The sequence below is a fragment of the Thiothrix winogradskyi genome, from assembly GCF_021650935.1.
Lineage (GTDB): Bacteria > Pseudomonadota > Gammaproteobacteria > Thiotrichales > Thiotrichaceae > Thiothrix > Thiothrix winogradskyi.
Map to the genome: position 1 here is coordinate 4086000 of NZ_CP091244.1, position 19469 is coordinate 4105468.

Consider the following 19469-nt stretch of genomic DNA (forward strand, 5'->3'; position numbering starts at 1 on the left):
GCCACCTATCAGCGTTGAGGCTTACGCTGCCACCATGCGCTGCATACTCTGCATCAGTGACGTTTTGAATGCGGCATCACCTGAGAACAATTTGTAAAACTCCAAATCATCCTTGCGCCGTTGCAACATAACCTCCTTGAAGAGCTTTTCAAACGCCAAGTGCTGGTTATGCGGATCGTGTTCGTTTTGGTACTTGTCGTGAAAATCAGGGTGCGACTTGATGGATTCCGCCATGCTGAGTAAGCGTACGCGCTGTTCTTCCGGCGTGGCACTCCAGCCCTGAAACCAACGCTCGTTGAAGGTACGGATAATCTCATCCAGCGGATCGGCTTCGCTTTCTGTGTCGTGTGCTCCGCGTGGATTGGGGTTTTGCGGGTCAAGTTCCGATGCGGCATCATCCAGCGCAATCGCATGGTTCAGTTTCACCCGTTGCAAGCCATAAGTGCTTAAATCCACCGAATTCAGCAACTCATCCAGCAATTCCGCGTCAGGGTCGGCGACTTTCAGTTTCGGGATCAGGAATTTCAGAAACCAGAACAGCTTTTCCCACATCACCATTTCATAGGGCATGATCGCCGCCATTTGCCCGTAGATTTTCACGAACTGCTTGGCTTTGATCTTGAAATCCACCTTGGCGGCATTATCCAGCTCCAACTCGTGGTTAAAACGCGCCGCCGCTACATCAATCACTCCGCTTAAAGTTTGCGCGTCTTCGTTGTTGAAATAGCGCGTGACGAAGTTTTCGACTTCCTGCCATTCGTACACGCCGACTTCATCCAGCGCGTCTTTCAGCTCGTGCAGCACGTTAATGTCGGTGGCTGCTGACAAGGAAGTGGAGGTGTAAAACGGATCAAAAGCGGTCTTGATGTCATCCACGCTATTGAAAAAATCCAGCACAAACAGGTCTTCGGTTTTCTTGCCCCACTTGGGTGCGGCACGGTTGAGGCGCGACAGGGTTTGCACACACAACACGCTGGCGAGTTTCTTGTCCACGTACATGGCGCACAACTTGGGCTGGTCGAAACCCGTCAGGTATTTGTTCGCCACCACCAACAGGCGGTATTCGTCGGTATCGAATTTGTCCTTGGTGTCGGTTTCGGCAAAACCATTCACATCCGCTTCGGTGTATTCCACGCCATCCACAGTTTTGCTGCCCGAAAACGCAATCAGGGCTTTGAACGGGTTGCCTTGTTTTACCAGCAAGCGGGTAATCGCTTGGTAGTAACGAATAGCGGTTTCAATATTTTGCGTGACCACCATGCCCTTGGCTTTGCCCTTGAGCTTTTTAGCAGCCACTACCTGCGGGATGAAATGCTCCAGCATGATTTCGGCTTTGGTATCAATGGTGTGCTGCGAACGCTCGACATAAGCGCGAAGCTTTTGCTGCGCCTTTTTGGTGTCAAACAGCGGATTGTCTTCAATGGATTTCTGGATTTCGTAATAGCTTTTGTAGGTGGTGTAATTGGCGAGTACGTCGAGAATGAAGCCTTCTTCAATTGCCTGTTTCATTGAGTACAGGTGGAAAGGTTGGAATGAGCCGTCGGGTTGTTGTTGCCCGAACTTTTCCAAGGTGGTGTTTTTCGGGGTGGCGGTGAAGGCCAAGTAGGAGGCATTGCCGCGCATTTTGCGGGAACGCATCGCTTGCAGGATTTTGTCTTGTGCATCCTCGATTTCCTCCGCTTCTTCTTTCCCCATTGCGCGGTTCATATTGTCGTGGGCTGAACCGGATTGGGAACTGTGCGCTTCGTCGATGATGACCGCGAAACGCTTGTCGCTGAGGTCGGCAATGCCGTCAATGATGAACGGGAATTTCTGGATGGTGGTAATAATGATCTTCTTGCCGTTTTCCAATGCCGCTTTCAGTTCGGAGGATTTGTGGGCGGGGGCAATGATGTTTTTGACTTCGGAAAACTCTTTGATGTTGTCGCGCAATTGCTTGTCCAGCAGGCGGCGGTCTGTCACCACGATGACGGAATCGAATAGTGGGCGTGGGGTGTTGGCTTCGACTTCGCTCAGCCAACGGGCACGATCCGTTCCCTGAGCGGAGTCGAAGGGAACACGGACGGCAGGATAAACCTCAATCAATTGGTACGCTGCCCAAGTAATCGAGTTGGATTTGCCCGAACCGGCGGAATGCTGGATCAGGTAGGTTTGCCCTGCTCCGTGCATAGCGGCATGGCTGATGAGCTTACGCACCACGTCGAGTTGGTGATAGCGTGGGAAATACAGGGTGCGTTTGTCCAGCGCGTCTTTGCTCGTGCCATCCAGCCGCACGAAATGCTGGATGATATTGGTGAGGCTTTTCGGCGTGAAGATTTCTTCCCACAGGTAGGCGGTTTTATGCCCGCGTGGATTGGGCGGGTTGCCTTGCCCTTCGGCGTGACCTTTGTTGAAGGGCAGGAAAAACGTGTCTTTGCCCGCCAGTTTGGTGGTCATGTAGACTTCATCAGTATCCACCGCCATGTGTACCAAGCAACGCCCGAACTGCAATAAGGGCTGGGTGGTGTCGCGGTCTTCGCGATATTGCTTTTGCCCGTGGTAGCGGGCGGTTTGCCCTGTCCACGGGTTTTTAAGCTCCAGCGTAATTAGCGGTAAGCCGTTGAGAAACAGCACCATGTCGATTTCTTGCAGCGGGTTAGCGCTGGAATAGCGTACTTGGCGGGTGCAACTGAACAGATTGGCAGCAAACTGTTGTTTCACCTTGGCACTGCTGCTTGCCAACGGCGCGGGGTACATCAGGTGGAAGTGGGCATCATCCACGCCCAGCCCTTTTTTCAGCAGGTGCAACAAACCGTGCTTTTTAATCAGGCGGTCGAAACGCTCCACGATTTTGCGCTGCCAATCGCTGGGGCTGTGCTTTTGGAGTTTTTCCAGTTCATCGGCTTGAGTGGTTTGCAGGAATTGCCAGAAAAACTGTTCGTCGAGGGCAACTTGTTTGTTGAATTTGGCGGGGTTGCCGAGGTGGTAGCGGGCGGTGTTGTTCCCTTCGACTCCGCTCAGGGAACGGATCGTGCTCGCTGGCTGAGCGGAGTCGAAGCCAACATTGTACAGACCAGCGGTTTCACCCAGTTTCTTCTGTAACTCTTCCGAAGAAATGCCGCACAGGTGTTTTTCGATCGCGGCTTCAAATGCCTGTTCGTTGGTTTGACTTGCCATGTTTGCCCTTTAAACTGAAACCCAATTGCGAAACAAGTTGTTGCGTAATTGTACTGTAACCCCCTAGGATAAACACGATGACGGCAGCAAAAAGGGATTTTAAGCGCGAATGACTCACTATCTGGAAATTACCGAAATCCGTCATCAAGCACGTCAAGGCAAAACCAAACCCTTTATGTGTACAGCAGCAGATGGCAAGGCTTACGTCGTTAAAGGCAAGTCAGCCATGTTCCTAGGGTGCATAAAAGAATGGATGGGGGCAAAACTGGCTACTGCTTTCGGCTTGCCCGTTCCACCCTTTACGATAGCCGTCACCAGTTCAGAGTTGCTCGAACTTTACGGAAGTGAGGCACTGCTTGACTTAGGTACTGATTCCGCCTTTGCTTCACAACACATTCCCGCCAGCCATGAGCTAAAATATGAAGTGCTATCACAAATCGATAAGCAGTTGCGGCGTGATGTGTTGATGTTTGATGCTTGGGTAAGAAATGAGGATCGCAGCCTGACCCAACAGGGTGGCAACCCAAATTTGCTCTGGAGTGAGAATTCGCTGTATGTCATTGATCATAATTTAATTTTTGACAAAGACTTCGCTACAGATATTTTTTTAGACACCCATGTTTTTCAGGCAGAGATAAGCGAAATCCTGCAAGACTTCTTGCTAAGGGAACACTATCAAACGAGAATGCAGGACGCACTCAACGTCTGGTCGTCAGCATGGGACACCCTGCCGGAAGAGTGGTGCGAACAAAACGAAGAATCGGGATTATTTGATCCAGAAGCGACATTCCAACAACTGCGGGATGATGCCCAAGGTGCAATCTGGACGAGGCTAATGCAATGAAACAAGCGTGCAAATACAACATTATCCGTTTTCAGCCTTACCCTGAAACACAAGAGTTTGCCAATATTGGCATCGTCTTGTATGCGCCTAAATCCCGTACTTTCGTTTTCCGGCTGTTGACTGCCAACCGTCACGGGCGTGTTACGCAATTTTTCGACACGTTGGATAAAGCCATCTTTCAGAATGCCGTGACGCTGGTGCGCGATGAGCTGAAACGTATCCAGCGTATGATGGCAACGATGGAAAAGCCTGAAGCGTTGTATGACGAGTTGGTGCGCCCGCGTGAAGATATTGTTGCCTATAGTGGGCACTATGTACGCTTTACTGAAGACCCTGAAACCACGGTGGCTGAACTGTTTGAGCATTACGTTCATCACAGTTTTGCCCATCAACCAGGGCATGAGGAGCGGATGAAGGCAAGCCTTACCAAGTTACTCATCTCTCATCAGTTGGCGGCACGCTTCAAAGAGCGCACGCTAGGTAATGCGTTGTATGAAGTGCGCTTGCCTTTTGTGACGGAGAACAGCAGCCCGACCATCATCAAGCCAATTCATTTCTGCCACCCGCAATCTAAACAACTGCTCAATCACGGTTTGCAGTGGAAAGCTACCATGCAGCAATTGTTTCGGATGAAAGTGGCTACGCCTGAACAAACGCTGTTTACTTATAAAGCTCCTGAAAGCAATGCAGGTATTTTGCGCGATGCTTTTGAAGAAACCCGCATCCAGATAGAAGAACTCGGTATTCGGATGCTGGACATTGAGGAACAGGAACGTATCACTGCGTTTGCGCGGGAAGCTGTCGCTTGATTTTGGAGGGGTTGCCGATGTGGTAGACGGAAATACCGCATAGGTGTTTTTCAATCGCGGCTTCAAATGCCTGTTCGTTGGTTTGACTTGCCATGTTTGCCCCTTGCTTGTATCCCTGTTCTAAAATCAACAATCCATCAACAAAATATACACAATACTATCATATAGTTAGCCTGAAGAATCCCAGTAAATATTGGATAAAATCAACAATCCATCAACAAAATCAACTCCAGAACGGTACGTAACGGCGGCTTTTTGCCCCTACCGTCGGATCATAGGCTCGAATCAGCCCGTTTCTAATGGTCTCTTTGATGATGTTAGATGCTTGAGCTTTGTTATGCTCCTCAATCCCGAATCGCTCCCGAACAGAAGCATTGTTCATTGACTCCCTGTTGACGTAACGCAAGCAGCAATGCTGGTAACATGCACGCACACGGTCTTCAACATCCATATCTTTATAAGCTTTGTGGGCAAATAAAACAGCACGGGTATGTTGGGCAGTCTGCTCAAAAATAGGGGCGGGTAACTGGTAAACTTCGATTTCTGTAATTACCTTGTCAATACCACTGCCACGCTCTTCGCAAATACCAATTCGGCGCATGAAAGAGGCTAATGCTTCATTACGACTTTGTGGTGGTGTATCCAAAAAACGCTGCGTATCCACTAGTGGCACTCCGGGATTGGTTATTTCCAAACGATTATCGAATAACTCAATCATCGGGCCTGTACCCGTAATCGTGAAATCCTGATGAATAATTGCGTTTGCAACCAGCTCCCGTAAAGCCAGCTCAGGATACATCGGCACTTCTTCACGAAAAGCCTTGCCTATTTCCTCGTTAGACGGAAGCAAGGTTTTCAGATAATCAATTAAGCCCTCAAATCCAATGGCATAACCTTTATTTCCCGTAATTTCACGAATTGTTTCCAGCTTACTGTTGCCTTTGTACAAAATCAGCCGAACTGACTTTCGGGAAAGTATTGGAAAATCCTGTAACTTTTTAGCAAACAAAATTGCCCCCAAGTTAGTGATACTCCATTGCCCTGCATCATTCTTTTTGACCAGCTTGTCTGCTGCCAAGGCAGATAAAATACCTTTTCTGCCTTCAGGAAGTGATTGGTTTAGCAAATCAAAATAAGCCGGGTAATCCAGCAGCTTCAATACCAAATCATCGGTGACACTTTCCAATGCCATTTGCTGCTCGAATGGCGTTCGGTCAAATATGCGCCACAACTCGCGTTCTTTTTCTGGGTATTCTCTTAGTCTCTTTTTGTATGAACCAACTCGAATAAATTCAGCCCCATCAAACTGAACAGGTGTATGGCTAGCTGCCTGTATTTCTAAAATAACAACGGGAAGATCACTCGATGAAACAAACTCGAAAAAACGGAAATGAATTTTTGGCGCAGTTTTTTGCAGCAACCAACTTTCAAGCTCTTGTTGCTTATATTTACTCGTCGATGGCTTAAACTTTGTGCCAACAATATTGTGGCTGTCATTTTCTACTCCCCAAACCATATAAGCGGACTGTTTTCCAATCAATGCAGCCGAGTTTGCCAGTGCAGAAATGTACTCACCAATCTGTTGGGGGTCATCATTATTGTGCTTGAACTCCACCCACTCTGTTTCTGTTGGCAGTTTTGTCAGCTCACGCAATAATGAACGTAAATAATCTTCGTCACGCTCCATGCTCACAAATTTTCTCCCACTAAGGTATATTCGATAGGCGGATTCACCACCCGATAATACTCGTTCAGGATACAAGCGTTAATAAAAGTTGTCCCTCCCTGTTCACGGATACCGTAACTTTCGTGGATATGCCCACAGGCGTGGATTTTGGGCTGGATACGCTGAATAACTTCCAGCAAGTCTTCACAGCCGACCCTTGCGCCGTGCGTACACCAGTCGAGAATGCCAAAGGCGGGGCCGTGGGTAATCAGCACATCTGTCTCTGCTGGAATTTTCTCCCAGTGTTGGCGGATAGGTGCGCCGCGTTGGCGGTTGAATGCCCAATCCATAAATTCGGGTTGGATGGGTGAACCCCAGAATGTCACGCCGTCGAGCACGATGCCGGAATCGTTGAGGTAGATGATGCCGTGGTCATTGAGGATGCTTTCCGCTTCTTGGCTGCGCTGGTCTTCAAAGCACCAGTCGTGGTTTCCGGCAATCGCGATTTTGTGGGTGAAGTTTTGCTTCGCCATGAATTGTGCGAAAGCCAGCGTATCCTCAAGGCTGCCACGCCCGGTGAAATCACCGCAGTGAACCAGCACGTCGCCTGTGCCGAGGGTTAGCAGAGAGTGCAGAGAATGCGTGTCGGAAATGAAGGTCAGTTTCATACGTCGTCTCTTTTTATTTCCCGCTTGTGCTCAACATGTGCATGATCAAGCGGATCAGGGTTTCTTTTTGTTTGGCATCGGACTCAGCAGCCAAGAGGGTTAATTACGAAACAAGCTGTTTCGCAATTAGGCAACAGCTTGTTGCCCAATTATAACATCTGCCCCATCGGCAAACTGTGCGTCTTCCGTGATTGTGCTGCGGCTTGAAGGGGTTTCTTGAAAGCCTGTTCAAGCCGAATCATGTGTTCCAAATGCCATGCAATCCATTCTGACCAACGTTCTTTGTTGAAGCCCTCGGCTTGGTGGGAGTATTGAATGCGGCATGATTTTTTACCCTCCAAACGCAGCCATTCCAACTCGTCACCGAAGGCTGTTTCGATGGATGACTTATTCGATTCGAGGTAGTCAAAGATAAACGTGTTTTCTTCGCCTTGTGCTTTGGCTATCCACAATTCAACGCGAATTTCTTTTTGCAAAAAGATCAGGTTGTATGGGCATCCGCTAACGCCAGAACCGGCGGATAACCAGTGATCTTTGCCGGGGCTGATATTGTTGAACAGCGAGCAATGGCTGTTGTGGAAGACTTCCAGTGCTTTTTCCCAGTAAGCTAGCCGAACATTATGGCGTGACTTGACTACCACTTCCGTGGTTTTCTCTTCGGCTTCTTTGGCATTAATGCCGATCATCAACTCGGTAGCTTCAGGGGTTGGAATGATTTGGTCAATGTTCAACAGTAACTGCGTTCCCAGCACATAGGGGGTCACTTTGAAACACTGAACAGAAATACCCTGCCCCAACAGCCACAAGGCTGTGCTGGTAACCTCCTTCCTGAAATTGGCGGCAACCAGCATTAAACGCTGGCTATTGCCAAGATTCAGTTTGACCTCATCCAGATCAGGGGCATCGAGAAAATCCGCAATTAATTGTGTGGCTTCCTGTTCCTGATTGGGTTCGTAGCGTTTGAGGTATTGCTGGAAAATTTCCACGATTTGGAGTTTGGTCAGGCTGGCGCAATAGGATGCGTATTTGATCGCTTGCCAGACGACATCCCGACCGCTGTCATCCAGCTTGTTTTCGATGATGACCAGATTGCCATCCTTATCCAACGCCAACAAATCCAAGCGTTCCCGCGTGTCATCGAAACCGTCAAACTCTTTCTGGATAATCAGCAGCTCTTCGCCCAGCGCATCGGGTTGATGAGCCAGCCACTCTTGCAGGTGTTTGCGTTCAGTAAAGCCCAGTTCCGAGAAGGTTTTGACGGCGATGGGCGTAATCCGGTTTTGCTCGTGATTTAAGGTGTACATATTTCATCCCCAGACGTGACCCTAATCTTACCCGTCACCGCGCTGTTAATCAGCGTGGTTTTATACTCCCGCAACTTCTCGATCTGCTGTTCTTGACTCAATATTGCCGCATCCATCTTTGATGTTTGAGAAACAAGATAGCCAACAATTTCTGTTTGCTCTTCAAAACTAGGGAAGCCAATTTTCATATCAAAGAACATATGCCCATAGAAACGCAATCGGGATGAGTGCAATCCTGTCGATACTTTATTGTAGTGCTCTATGTATTTAGCAGTCTTTAAAAGACCTTCCAAGTAAAACGCTTGAAACGTATTCTCAGATTTCTGTCGAAAAACACCATATGAAGGGCTTACTATTCCTTCATAGCTAGAAACGCCCAAAGCTCCCATCCATGCCCACATAATATTGATAACCAAGTCATTAGGCTGACATGTTTTTGATCCGGTGTAATCTTCTGCCATAAACATACTGACATTCTTTTCTGAGCGTGGTGTTACACCTGTCAAATGAGACACCGAAAGTAACTCTTCATTACCTGTATTCGATCTTTCATCAATTTCATCAAAAATAAACTTAGCTTTCTTAACCTCCCAATGCGCCGGAATCTTCCCAATCCACTCCACCCCAGAGTCTTTCATCGGCACAGTCGGGTCTAAGCCTTGGGTAACGGCTTGTTGGATAAGGATTTGCTTGCGCTCTTTCAATAAGGCGATTTGTTGTTCTTTAATGGCAATGGCTGCGTCGATTTGCGCGGTTTTTTGGTCGAGGAAATGGGCGATAGCGGTTTGTTCTTCTGGTGATGGCAACAAAAATGGGATAGCCTTCATTCGAGCTTTGGATAAATCCCATTGCCCAATCCGCACACCATCAGATGCACTCCCGAAATAAGATACATAAAGTTTACTACGAATTGCCCAGTTGAAAAAAATTGGATCAATCACTTTCGCAAAATCAAAAACAAAATAAGCTGGACTAACAATACCCGTGTGTTTCGATACACCGTAAGAACCTTGCCAAGCCTTCATTTTATTCATTCCGAACTGACCTTTTTCAAGCACTTTGTAGCCGCTCAAATCATCAGGAATGAAATTATGATTACTTTCTGCATCTTCTATGTCACGTTCGATAACGCCCTGTTCCCTTGTAATGGAAAGCAAGGGCAAATCAGCCCTGTTTTTCTTAGAAACTGGCGTGAGACAAGTTCCTAACTTCGTTAGCTCCCATGAATCGGGTATTTCGCCGAGCCATTCGATACCGGAGTCTTTGTAGGTTTCGTATTTGGGGAAGGTATTCATGCAGGAATTCCTCCTAACACGTTGCGGCTTTGCCGTTCCCCCCATCCCCACCCCTTCCCCCGCAAGGGGTGAAGGGAGCAAGAGGGAGATTCTATGTGAAATTTTGCCGTTGCTAGGTACAAATCGCACTTCTTAGCCCCTGCCCCCCTTGCGGGGGAAGGGGTTGGGGAAGGGGGGAACGGCGTAGCCGCAACAGGGTTGGTGAGAGGTTTCTTTGGCAACATCTTACTCACGCTGGTAACTCCTTCAAACCCAGTATATCCGCAATCAGCCCATCTGCCTGCTGTTCCAACGCCAGAATATCCGCCGCCACCGCTTCCAGCGAACGCAACGGTTTGTGACGGTAGAAATACTTGTTGAAGCTGATTTCATAGCCGATTTTCACCGATTCCATATTCAGCCACGCCTCGGCAACGTGCGGTTTCACCTCATCAAGGAAATATTGGTAAATGCTGTCTTTGAGTGGAATCGACTCGCTATCGCGCAAATCCGCGCTGGTTTCATAGGTGAGGTATTCGCCCTTTTTGCTGGTCAGGTAATACCCAAAGTCCGGTAAATCGTCCACCACGCAATCATAGCGTTCCAGCAACTCATCCAATTCCTTGCCCGCCAGTTTCACCACCTTTTTCACCACTTTGACGGCGGTTTCGTCATACCAACTCACCGCGTTCAAAATGGCGTTCTTTTCAGAGACAGACAGCTTGATAGCGCGGGTTTTCAGCGCAGCATCCACCTGTTCCTTGAACACGTTAAAGTCGTCAAATTCCGCTTCACCCAACTCAACCATGAGTCGCTGCGCCGTCTCGAATAGCTGTTTCAAGCCCGCCCAATACTTCACGTCGAGCAGCTTGGCTTTCGCTTTGCTATTGAGGCTAATGTCGTTGTCTTCGCACCAACCGAGAATGGTTTTTTCCTGCGCCTTCAAAAAGGCGGATTCATACACCTTGTCGCCGTGCGCGCTGTAAAGGTGTTCCATCACTTCCGCCAACGCTTTATCGAAGCGTAACGGCGCAATCGCATCAGCGGAAAACCGTGCCTTGCGCCGATCTGGGCGTTCAATGGTCACTTTGTAATAACCGAAGTCCTGATTGCGGAACACTTTGCTGGCAATGCCAATAGGGTCGCCGTTGGCATCGAGTTCGCGTTCAATCGCGGCGCAATCCAGATAGGTTTGGGTAATCTGCTGAATGTGTTCCGACGCAAACTCACAGTTTTTATTGCCCAGATTTTTGCGCAGCTTGCGGAATAACAGACTTGCATCCAACAATTGCACCTTACCCTTGCGCTCCTTCGGCTTGTTGTTGTTCAGCAGCCAGATGTAGGTGGTAATGCCGGTGTTGTAGAACAGGTTGTTCGGCAATTGCACAATCGCATCGAGCCAATCGTTTTCGATAATGTAGCGGCGGATATTGCTTTCCCCACCGCCCGCATCACCCGTAAACAAGCTAGAACCGTTATGCACCGAAGCAATGCGGCTGCCGCCTGTTTTCATCTTGCTGACCATTTCCATCAGGAACAGCAATTGCCCATCGCTGGAACGCGGCGTGGCATCCGCCACTTCCGGCTTGCCCCAATAATCGTACAGCGTCACTTTAAAGCGCGGGTCAATCACATCCGCACCGTCTTTAATATTTTTTTGTTCCGAAGCCCAGCTTTTGCCGTAAGGCGGGTTGGAGAGCATAAAGTCAAAACGGTCAGCGGCGAACTCATCGGTGGAAAGCGTCGAGCCGACTTTGATGTTTTCGGGGTTATTGCCCTTGATCATCATGTCGGATTTGCAGATGGCGTAGGTTTCGTCGTTGATTTCCTTGCCGTACAGGTAAATGTCGCGTTTAGTGGTGGTGCTGGGGTATTTTTCTTCGATGAAGTTCTGCGATTCGGTAAGCATTCCACCGCTACCACACGCGGGGTCATACACGGTCAAGGTCAGCGGCAAATCGGTTTTGATCGGGTCAAATACCAAGTGCGTCATCAGCTCAATCACTTCACGCGGGGTAAAGTGTTCGCCCGCCTCTTCGTTGTTTTCTTCGTTGAATTTGCGGATCAGTTCCTCAAACACGTAGCCCATGCCGAGATTGGTGAGTGCGGGGAGTTTGTTGCCGTCGGGGTCTTCGGCAATGTCGGGCGTAAGGTTGATATAGGGCGAGACAAACTTTTCCACCACATCCAGCAGCACTTGCTTGGAAGCCATGTGGCGAATTTGCGCTTTCAGGTTGAAACGCCCGATGATTTCTTTGACGTTTGCGCTGAAGCCCAACAGGTATTCTTCAAAATTTGCCAGCAGGATTTGCTGGTTATTGGTGGCGGTGCTGAACAGCGTTTTCAGCGTCCAGCGCGAAGTGTTGTAGAACACGTACCCGGAAGCGGCTTTTAATGGCTCATCGTCCAGTTCGGTGGCGTGCATTTCCTCGCGCTGGAAGTTGACCTCATCCAGCACCGCCTGTTTGCTGGTTTCCAACAGGGTGTCGATACGGCGTAACACCACCATCGGCAAAATCACATCGCGGTACTTACCGCGCACATACACATCGCGTAAACAGTCATCGGCGATAGCCCAAATGAATGAAATGAGTTTGTTGTGTACGCTGTGATCCATGACTTTCCCTAAGTATTGCGTGGACTGCTACCCTAGCAGCTTGCCAGCAACAGGCAAAGCAAAAAGGGCGTATGCCATACACCCTTTTCTATGCAATGGTTAACAGCAAGCCTGCCCAGATGCCGTCGGCGTGCAGCAAGCTCCGTCGCTAACCACGGGGATGTCCGCCACACTGTCCGCTGTTGGTGGAGCGGCTTGTTCATCAAACGCCTCATCCAGCTTTTGCGCCGCTTCATCGCGGATATGGCGGGCAATTTCTACCGCCGTTTGAATGTGATCTTCCGACACGCCCAAGGAGCGCAGGCGTTGCACTTGGCACAGCCCCATTGCGGGGTGTTTTGCCGCAATGCCAGCCGCCAGCGACACCAGCGCGACGATGGAAGAATGTAAGGGTGGTGTTTCACTCATCAAGCTATCTCCAATTTTGCTGTTTTACAGTGAAAAGTCGTCATCATACGGCTTGTCACCTTGCACGATCGGCAGGGTCATTGCGCCATCCCATGCAGGCCAGCCACCGTTCATGAAACGGATGTCTTTGTAGCCAAGGCTTTTCAATTGCAACCAGCCCAAGCTCATGCGGAAACCGTCATGGCAATACAGGTATACGGTTTTATCTTTAGGAATATCTTTGTACATCGCTTCGAGTTCTTCAGCAGAACGCCAAGTCTGGCTTTGCCCTTCCACGCCGTCGAGGCTAACGATATTGATTGCACCGGGGATATGACCACCTTGCACCGCGTGACGGATGGTTGCGCCGGTATACATATCGGCAGGGCGTGCATCAACTAACACGATATTGTCTTTGCGGTTAGCAACAACATCAGCGTAAATGTCCATCCATTCCACCATTAATTGGGGGTTGGCTTCTTTGAGGGTCACGTTACCCTCTTTCGGTGCTGGGGTTGGCTCTTTGGTGAGTTCGTTGAAACCTGTCCAGCCAATCGTGCCGCCATCGAGAATTTTCACCTTGCTCATGTCATAACCGAACAGCTCCAACATGCCATACAAACGGGACACCAAAGCGGTGCTGGAATCGTCGTACATCACAAGGGTGGAATCGTTATTCACGCCCCATGAACGCAGCGTTTGCTCGAACTTTTCTTTGGTGGGAAAGCGCATGATCGGCTTGGCAAGATTGTCGCCCAAGTCGGTAAAACGTTGCACTTGTACCGCGCCTTCAATATGCCCGACGGTGTGATAACGGTGTGGGTGATAGCGCACTTCCAGAATCACCAAGTCCTTGTTGCTTTCTTTTTGTTCGGTCAGCCAATCGGCATCCACCAGAAAATCGCGACCTTCTGCCCATGCGGGTGACAGCATTATCAGGCTCAAAAGCAGCACGACGCTGCTGATACGTTTCAGGAATAATGTCATTGGGTTTCCTCCTCCAGTACTAATGACGAGTAAGAAACTATACGCGCACCGCTATATATATGTCTATGCGAATATATTCATGGCGACGCAAACCGTGAACGTTCCAATGCTTGTAGCTGCATACGCAAATGATCAGCCGCCCCGTAATGCTGTTCCCAGCAACTTAACCATTGCGCCACACTGAAGTTTTCTGCCCAACCGTGGGCAGCCGCACAGTCACGCATGGCGTTACGTACCTTTTGTGGGGAATCCGGTGGTTGTAATGCCTGCAACATACGCTTTTTGCTACGCCAGCGCCGCCAATGCTTCCCCGCCAGCTTTACGCCAAACCCTAAGCCAGCCAACACTGCCAGCAGACTAAACACACCGCTGACACCACGCCATACCCAACCCAGTACCCACGGGCGCGGCGGTGAATATTCAACCTGTTCCAAACGTCCCGTTGCGGGGTCAAACCAATGCCATTGCAAGGTCGGTAAATCCAGCGTGCCACTGCCCTGCGCCTTGAACGGAATACGATAATCCAACCGCTGTAGGGGCGGTTCACGAACCGCCCTGACGGTCGCCGGAAAAATCTCCACACCATGGGTGTTTTTTATCTGTTTGAGAATCGGCGGAAATTGTGCCGTGTTTACCGTATCGCTATGCAAACTGACATGCCAATACGCCAGATGCTGCGGTTGCAACACGCCACTGGGTTCGATGTGGGATTCGATCATCACATTACCGACAGGAGTCGTGGGCGGCAAATACGGCGGCAGGGCTTGCACCTCCAGCGTTTGCAGCGGCGGTTGCCATTGCGCCGCATCGCGCCCGTTGAGGTTGTAGCGGATGACGGGAAACTGAAGGGTTTGTGTACCGGGGGTATGCGCGGACAATTGCCAGCTCAGGCGCAACACACGTTTACCATCAGCACCCGCTTCATTGGTGGCGGGCAAGGCTTGCACATCGACACTTTCGATGCGCGGCAAACTGGCTTCGAGCCTGGCGAAACGGTCGGTGGATTGCACTTCTACCGTAAGCGTGGTGCGTTCGCGCTGCCAGACTTGCGCGTCTTCCAGTTGGATTGTCCAAGGCAAATCGGCTACCACGGCAGAACTCCCGGTAATGCGTTGGATTGGGTTTGGGGGGCGGGGTAGCCTTCTTCCACTTCAAACAAGCGTTTCCACAAGGCGGCGGGGTCGTCATTCAGTTGTTGCAAAGCAATGCGGGCATCGTCGAGCGATTGTTGGCTTTTACGCCAAGTTTGCGGGTCAGTTGCGCCAGTTTCGGCTAAGCGTGCCATGCCTTTGGCGACCAGTTGGTTGAAATCCGGGGGTAAATCGGGCGGTGGAGCGTTTACCGGTGCGTCTTTGCCTTCGCCTAGGGTGAGGGTGCTGGCTTGATCCCAATCGAGGGTATTGGTGTCGCGTTCGCGGCGTGCACCAGTACTCGCGTTGTCGGCGGCAGCGCGGTTGGCGGCGGCGAGGCGGCGTTCGAGTTCGGCTTGCAATTCGGCAGCGAGTTCGAGGTTTTGTTCGGTGGCAGGGTGTTCAGGGCGATAGGTGAGCGCATCACGGAACACGTGCGCGGCGGCAGCGTAATCGCCTTGTTGGAAATAGCTGTTGCCGAGGTTATGCAGGGCGCGAGCGCGTTCAGTGTCGTCGCGGGCGGCGAAGACGGCAGCGGTGAAATGTTGGGTGGCGGTGGCGTATTGTTCAGCGCGGTAGGCGGCAATGCCGTTGGTTAAATCGGTTTCAGCGGCTTGGGGCGGGTCGGAGAATGCGATTAGGAAGCAGAGGAAGAAAATCCCCCTCAATCCCCCTTTTGCAAAGGGGGAGACCGGAGAATATCGCCCTTCTGGTTCCCCCCTTTGCAAAAGGGGGGTTAGGGGGGATTTTTTCCCCAGCGCAAAGAACATGACACCCATTGCCGCTAGTAACGTCCACACATACAACTCTCGCCACTGTTGCCCAGCTTCGGCTTGCGCTGGAAACGCTTGTGCAATCCCCTTGGTATACAGCCTTTGCCAATCGCTGGCATCGTCTTTCACCGCGCTGTACGCACCGCCCGCTTGCACTGTCAGGCTTTGTAGCAAGGTGCTATCGAGGCGTGAACGCACCGCTTGCCCGTCATGTTCCAACCATTTGCCGCCGGGGAGCGGGATGGCTTCGCCGTCTTCTGTGCCAACGCCAAGGCTGTAAAGTGGAATGCCAGCCGTTTGCAAAATTTGCACACGGGTTTGCAAGGCAGCGTGTTGGTCGGCAGGAATATCGCCATCGGTAATCCACAGCACGGCGGCGGGCAATGCTTGTTCACGCGCCGCGAGTTCTTGCTGGGCAAAATCGAGCGCGACGGTGTGATCCGTACCCAACGTCGGTAACACCAACGTTTCCAGATGTTGCAGGTAAAAGCGCACGGCGTTGGTATCGTTGGTCAGCGGCGCGAACAGGTGCGGGCGTGCGCCATACACCACAATCCCCACGCGGCTTCCTTGGGCAAGGCTGAGGAGTTCGTGCAATTCCAGTGCGGCGCGTTGCAAACGGTTGGGGGCAAGGTCGGTGGCTTGCATCGAGCGCGAAATGTCCAGCACCACCAGCACGTCGAATTGGGCAGGGCGTAAATCATCGGGCTGGGTTTGCGGAATGCGCGGCCCGGCAAGGCTGATGGCGAATAATACCCATGCAATCGCCCACAGTGTTTGCGGTGAAAGCCACTTGCGCCAACTGTGTTGGCTGGCGGTCACTTGCACCCACGGCAACAAATGCGGATCGGCGTAAGTTTGCGCTTGGCGGCGTTGCTGGAAATATCCCCATACTGCAAGCAGTAGCGGGAACAATGCCAGCAACAGCCACAAGGGTTCGCGCCAGTGTAAAGCTTGCCAGAACGTCATGCGTTTGCCCGCCGTTGCCAGAGTTGCCACAACATCAACGGCAATAAACCAGCGAGTAGTAGCCAGTGGTACAGGGGTTGCTGTTCGTAGCGCGGGGTTTGTTCCGCTGCATTTTGGTGTTGGCGGGTAATGTCAGCAAGGGCTTGTTCCACCGCTTGCGCATCACCAGCTTGGTAGGTTTTCGCGCCTGTGCGTTCTGACAAGGTTTGTAACAGAGCAAGGTTGACGGGTTGGTAGGCTAAGCCGCCAGTGTCGCCTGCCATCGTGGCGGCGGTGGAGCCAATCGCGATGGTGTACAGTGGAATCTTGCTTTCGGCAGCTAGGGCTGCGGCGGCTTCGGGGTCTACGCGCCCGATGGATTCGTCGGCATCGGTGAATAGCACGAAAATGGGTTTGCGTTGCGGTTGTTTGCCCGCTTCTTTGAGGGCGAGGGTGATGGCATCGCCAACGGCACTGACACGCCCTGCCAAGGTTGGGGTGAGGCGTTGCAGTTGGCGTTGTACTAGCGTCGGGTCGCGGGTGAGCGGCACGAGCAGGTAGGGGTTTTCGGCGAACACAATCATGCCGAGGCGTTCGCCTTGCAGACGGTTGGCGAAATCGTGCAGCAGGGTTTTGAGGACTTCCATGCGGCTGCGTTTTTGTCCGTCGAGAGTGTAGTCGGTGAGGGTCATGCTGATGGATACGTCTACCAGTAGCAGGATGTCGCGTTCGGGCGGCAGGTCGGGGAGTTTTGCGCCGCGTTGCACCGGTTGGGCGATGGCGACGGTTAGGCAGAGCCATAGCCATGTGAAAAGGGCGTGTTGGAGGTGGCGTTGCCATTGGGGTTCGGGAGTTGTGGGTAGCAAGTGGGCTAGAGGATGAAGAAAGACCCCGCTTCCCGTGTTCCCTTCGACTTCGCTCAGGGAACGCTGTGTCCGTTGGCTGCGGTGGCTGAGCGGAGTCGAAGCCAGCGAAGTCGAAGCCAACAGTAGCAGTACAGGTATTAATGCCAGATACGGGGTGAGCCAGTCGATGTTCATCGGGCTTGTTCCAGCAGGGCGCGGGCTTCGCGTTTGAGGGTGGCGAAGGTTCCGGGGGTGCAGGGTGTTGGGGCGAAGCGGGCGTGGTCGAGTTGAGAAAGAAACCCCTCCCCAGCCCTCCCCTTATCAGGGAAGGGAGCAAGAGCTTCGCGCATTATCGCAACCAGTTGCGGCAGATTGGCAGGATCATCCGGTAGCTTTGCAAGCTTGTGCGAAGCCATCGCCACAGGGCTTTGGCGTTTGCGCCAGTACCAGAATACGCCAGCCAGCAATAAACAGATGACGAATGCGATCAGCCACCACACCATCATGGGCAACGCTTCGGGTGGTAATTCGAGGTCGTGCAAACTGGTATTCATGTGCCCATCCCATGCGGTAATGGTACTGCCAATTCGGGTGCATCCACGTCTGTCAGCAGTTGCGAGTAATGGCAGCCCCAACCGCGCAGGCGTTGCGCTTGCCCTTCGTGCAATGCCGCTGCTTGCTGGCGAAACTGTTCACGCAATAGCGGATCAGCCAGATTGACACGGTGGGTAACACCATCCAGCCCTTGCAGATTTAAACGTCCGGCGGCGGGTAATTCGCATTCGGCACTGTCCAGCACTTGCACGGTGAACAGCGGGTGATGCTGGAGGAGTTGCAGGATGTGTGCCTCACAAGCCGCGTCCAGATCGAAAAAATCACTCAGTAAATAAACGTGTGTGCCGCGTACCAGTTGCGCATTGATGAGCGGCAAAATACTTGCCAAGGCAGGTTCATCCGTCGACGGCAACGGTGGGCACGTTGCCGCGCACTGGTGCACGAATTCCCACACGGCGTGGGTATCGGTGGAGGCGGGAAACCAATGCGGTTGCAGTTCCAAGATTACGCCGGAAACTGCCCAACCTTGTTGCGTGGCAGCAAAAGCGGCGAGCGCCGCAACACGGGCAGCTTGCGCGGCTTTGAGGCGTACCCGCGTGCCGAAACGCATGGCTTTGCGCCGATCCAGCAGGATGAAAATGGCGGGGCGGCGTTCTTCACGGAATTGTTTGACGTGCGGTTTGCCGGTGCGGGCGGTGACGCTCCAGTGCATAAAGCGCGGTTCGTCGCCGGGTTGGTAGGGGCGGCTTTCCGCGTAATCCAGCCCTGCACCGCGATAACGCGAAGCTACGTCACCGGCTTGGCGTTGTTCCAGCAGGTTTTGTAGGGAAACGTCAGCAGCGGCACTGCGGGCGCGTTGGTAGAGGGCTTGCAGTTCGGGTTCGGTGAGGAGGGGCATAACGGTTGGCATCAAAACCCGTCAAAACTATTCAAGCTCAACGCAAAGCTGACAGCCTGATCAACTTCCGCCAGTTTGTGCACAGAAAGCGTGGTAATCAAAGCGCCCAACTTGCCTTTCTGCACTGTCTGAATGTGGTCGAAATTGATGGCACATTCTCGCGGCATACCATCCTGCACGGTCAATGCCACTTCGCTGGGAATGTCGCGGATCGTGGTGGTAATCGGCGCGATAGTCACCTCACCCAAATACGGGATAATGTCAGAACGCAGCAAAATCATTACTGGGCGACGTTTATCCGGCTCTTTGAACGTGTACCAACGAATTTCACCACGCTTCATTCATCACCCCACGCTTGTTCTTCTTCCCACACTGAAAATTCGTCGGGGGCAACAGGGTGACGCAAGTAGCCAGCACGGTGTTTTTCTACCAATTTGCGTTGATGGTAGACCGCAATTGCCATCCGCAAGGCTTCGCGGGTGAAGGCGGAGCGGTTGGTGTGGCTTTCCTGAACAACCTGATCGAGTTCAGCCACCAGATCGTCATCGAGGGTCATTTGCAAGGTTCGCATAGTGGTTTCCATGTGGATGATTATAGCTATATTAGCA

General features: G+C 51.6%; 18 protein-coding genes. 2 read left to right on the forward strand and 16 right to left on the reverse strand.

The window, feature by feature from the left end:
- Positions 1 to 21: 21 nt before the first annotated feature.
- Positions 22 to 3156 carry a type I restriction endonuclease subunit R gene (locus L2Y54_RS20270; RefSeq protein ID WP_236498599.1) on the reverse strand — a complete coding sequence of 1045 codons (3135 nt, stop codon included), beginning with the start codon at positions 3154 to 3156 and terminating at the stop codon, positions 22 to 24.
- Positions 3157 to 3265: 109 nt separating this feature from the next.
- On the opposite strand from L2Y54_RS20270, the gene L2Y54_RS20275 reads away from it, so the two are divergent.
- Entirely contained in the window at positions 3266 to 4000 is a 735-nt protein-coding gene (locus tag L2Y54_RS20275; protein WP_236498601.1) for a HipA family kinase, read from the forward strand.
- Positions 3997 to 4809 (forward strand): DUF3037 domain-containing protein, encoded by an 813-nt coding sequence (locus L2Y54_RS20280; protein WP_236498602.1) that lies wholly within the window; start codon positions 3997 to 3999, stop codon positions 4807 to 4809. Before L2Y54_RS20275 ends, L2Y54_RS20280 begins: the two co-directional genes overlap by 4 nt.
- Here the strand turns inward: L2Y54_RS20280 and L2Y54_RS21725 are convergent.
- The 15 genes from L2Y54_RS21725 to L2Y54_RS20350 form a co-directional block, all read right to left on the reverse strand.
- On the reverse strand, positions 4778 to 4903 hold the full coding sequence (locus L2Y54_RS21725; RefSeq protein WP_255697799.1) for a hypothetical protein: 126 nt from the start codon (positions 4901 to 4903) through the stop codon (positions 4778 to 4780). The genes L2Y54_RS20280 and L2Y54_RS21725 overlap by 32 nt on opposite strands.
- A gap of 129 nt (positions 4904 to 5032) precedes the next feature.
- Positions 5033 to 6496, reverse strand: a complete 1464-nt coding sequence (locus L2Y54_RS20285) for an ATP-binding protein (protein WP_236498604.1) — start codon at positions 6494 to 6496, stop codon at positions 5033 to 5035.
- Positions 6497 to 6498: 2 nt separating this feature from the next.
- Positions 6499 to 7143, reverse strand: coding sequence for a metallophosphatase domain-containing protein (locus L2Y54_RS20290; RefSeq protein ID WP_236498606.1), 645 nt, complete (start codon positions 7141 to 7143; stop codon positions 6499 to 6501).
- Between the two features lie 149 nt (positions 7144 to 7292).
- On the reverse strand, positions 7293 to 8447 hold the full coding sequence (locus L2Y54_RS20295) for a DUF4268 domain-containing protein (protein ID WP_236498608.1): 1155 nt from the start codon (positions 8445 to 8447) through the stop codon (positions 7293 to 7295).
- The gene (locus L2Y54_RS20300; protein ID WP_236498610.1) at positions 8435 to 9742 is read right to left on the reverse strand and encodes a restriction endonuclease subunit S; all 1308 of its coding nucleotides are present in this window, start codon (positions 9740 to 9742) and stop codon (positions 8435 to 8437) included. The genes L2Y54_RS20295 and L2Y54_RS20300 overlap by 13 nt, the downstream gene beginning before the upstream one ends.
- Positions 9743 to 9971: 229 nt before the next feature.
- Positions 9972 to 12338 (reverse strand): type I restriction-modification system subunit M, encoded by a 2367-nt coding sequence (locus L2Y54_RS20305; RefSeq protein ID WP_236498611.1) that lies wholly within the window; start codon positions 12336 to 12338, stop codon positions 9972 to 9974.
- Positions 12339 to 12437: 99 nt separating this feature from the next.
- Positions 12438 to 12746: a UBA domain-containing protein gene (locus L2Y54_RS20310; RefSeq protein WP_236498613.1), complete on the reverse strand. Its 309-nt coding sequence runs from the start codon at positions 12744 to 12746 to the stop codon at positions 12438 to 12440.
- A gap of 24 nt (positions 12747 to 12770) precedes the next feature.
- A complete protein-coding gene (locus tag L2Y54_RS20315) occupies positions 12771 to 13712 on the reverse strand; it encodes a sulfurtransferase (protein ID WP_236498614.1) in 942 nt (313 codons plus the stop codon).
- A gap of 77 nt (positions 13713 to 13789) precedes the next feature.
- Positions 13790 to 14803 (reverse strand): hypothetical protein, encoded by a 1014-nt coding sequence (locus tag L2Y54_RS20320; RefSeq protein WP_236498616.1) that lies wholly within the window; start codon positions 14801 to 14803, stop codon positions 13790 to 13792.
- Positions 14797 to 16614, reverse strand: coding sequence for a vWA domain-containing protein (locus L2Y54_RS20325; RefSeq protein WP_236498618.1), 1818 nt, complete (start codon positions 16612 to 16614; stop codon positions 14797 to 14799). Before L2Y54_RS20325 ends, L2Y54_RS20320 begins: the two co-directional genes overlap by 7 nt.
- Entirely contained in the window at positions 16581 to 17603 is a 1023-nt protein-coding gene (locus tag L2Y54_RS20330) for a vWA domain-containing protein (RefSeq protein WP_236498619.1), read from the reverse strand. Before L2Y54_RS20330 ends, L2Y54_RS20325 begins: the two co-directional genes overlap by 34 nt.
- Positions 17600 to 17962, reverse strand: a complete 363-nt coding sequence (locus L2Y54_RS20335) for a DUF4381 family protein (protein ID WP_236498621.1) — start codon at positions 17960 to 17962, stop codon at positions 17600 to 17602. Before L2Y54_RS20335 ends, L2Y54_RS20330 begins: the two co-directional genes overlap by 4 nt.
- On the reverse strand, positions 17959 to 18873 hold the full coding sequence (locus L2Y54_RS20340; protein ID WP_236498623.1) for a DUF58 domain-containing protein: 915 nt from the start codon (positions 18871 to 18873) through the stop codon (positions 17959 to 17961). The genes L2Y54_RS20335 and L2Y54_RS20340 overlap by 4 nt, the downstream gene beginning before the upstream one ends.
- A complete protein-coding gene (locus tag L2Y54_RS20345) occupies positions 18873 to 19202 on the reverse strand; it encodes a type II toxin-antitoxin system PemK/MazF family toxin (RefSeq protein ID WP_236498624.1) in 330 nt (109 codons plus the stop codon). Before L2Y54_RS20345 ends, L2Y54_RS20340 begins: the two co-directional genes overlap by 1 nt.
- Positions 19199 to 19432 (reverse strand): CopG family ribbon-helix-helix protein, encoded by a 234-nt coding sequence (locus L2Y54_RS20350; protein WP_210228843.1) that lies wholly within the window; start codon positions 19430 to 19432, stop codon positions 19199 to 19201. Before L2Y54_RS20350 ends, L2Y54_RS20345 begins: the two co-directional genes overlap by 4 nt.
- Positions 19433 to 19469: the final 37 nt, after the last annotated feature.

Bases quoted from the DNA above. Each gene is read 5' to 3' on its own strand.
- L2Y54_RS20270 (WP_236498599.1), bottom strand. From the start codon at position 3,156: ATGGCAAGTCAAACCAACGAACAGGCATTTGAAGCCGCGATCGAAAAA.
- L2Y54_RS20275 (WP_236498601.1), top strand. From the start codon at position 3,266: ATGACTCACTATCTGGAAATTACCGAAATCCGTCATCAAGCACGTCAA.
- L2Y54_RS20280 (WP_236498602.1), top strand. From the start codon at position 3,997: ATGAAACAAGCGTGCAAATACAACATTATCCGTTTTCAGCCTTACCCT.
- L2Y54_RS21725 (WP_255697799.1), bottom strand. From the start codon at position 4,903: ATGGCAAGTCAAACCAACGAACAGGCATTTGAAGCCGCGATTGAAAAA.
- L2Y54_RS20285 (WP_236498604.1), bottom strand. From the start codon at position 6,496: ATGGAGCGTGACGAAGATTATTTACGTTCATTATTGCGTGAGCTGACA.
- L2Y54_RS20290 (WP_236498606.1), bottom strand. From the start codon at position 7,143: ATGAAACTGACCTTCATTTCCGACACGCATTCTCTGCACTCTCTGCTA.
- L2Y54_RS20295 (WP_236498608.1), bottom strand. From the start codon at position 8,447: ATGTACACCTTAAATCACGAGCAAAACCGGATTACGCCCATCGCCGTC.
- L2Y54_RS20300 (WP_236498610.1), bottom strand. From the start codon at position 9,742: ATGAATACCTTCCCCAAATACGAAACCTACAAAGACTCCGGTATCGAA.
- L2Y54_RS20305 (WP_236498611.1), bottom strand. From the start codon at position 12,338: ATGGATCACAGCGTACACAACAAACTCATTTCATTCATTTGGGCTATC.
- L2Y54_RS20310 (WP_236498613.1), bottom strand. From the start codon at position 12,746: ATGAGTGAAACACCACCCTTACATTCTTCCATCGTCGCGCTGGTGTCG.
- L2Y54_RS20315 (WP_236498614.1), bottom strand. From the start codon at position 13,712: ATGACATTATTCCTGAAACGTATCAGCAGCGTCGTGCTGCTTTTGAGC.
- L2Y54_RS20330 (WP_236498619.1), bottom strand. From the start codon at position 17,603: ATGAACATCGACTGGCTCACCCCGTATCTGGCATTAATACCTGTACTG.
- L2Y54_RS20335 (WP_236498621.1), bottom strand. From the start codon at position 17,962: ATGAATACCAGTTTGCACGACCTCGAATTACCACCCGAAGCGTTGCCC.
- L2Y54_RS20340 (WP_236498623.1), bottom strand. From the start codon at position 18,873: ATGCCAACCGTTATGCCCCTCCTCACCGAACCCGAACTGCAAGCCCTC.
- L2Y54_RS20345 (WP_236498624.1), bottom strand. From the start codon at position 19,202: ATGAAGCGTGGTGAAATTCGTTGGTACACGTTCAAAGAGCCGGATAAA.
- L2Y54_RS20350 (WP_210228843.1), bottom strand. From the start codon at position 19,432: ATGCGAACCTTGCAAATGACCCTCGATGACGATCTGGTGGCTGAACTC.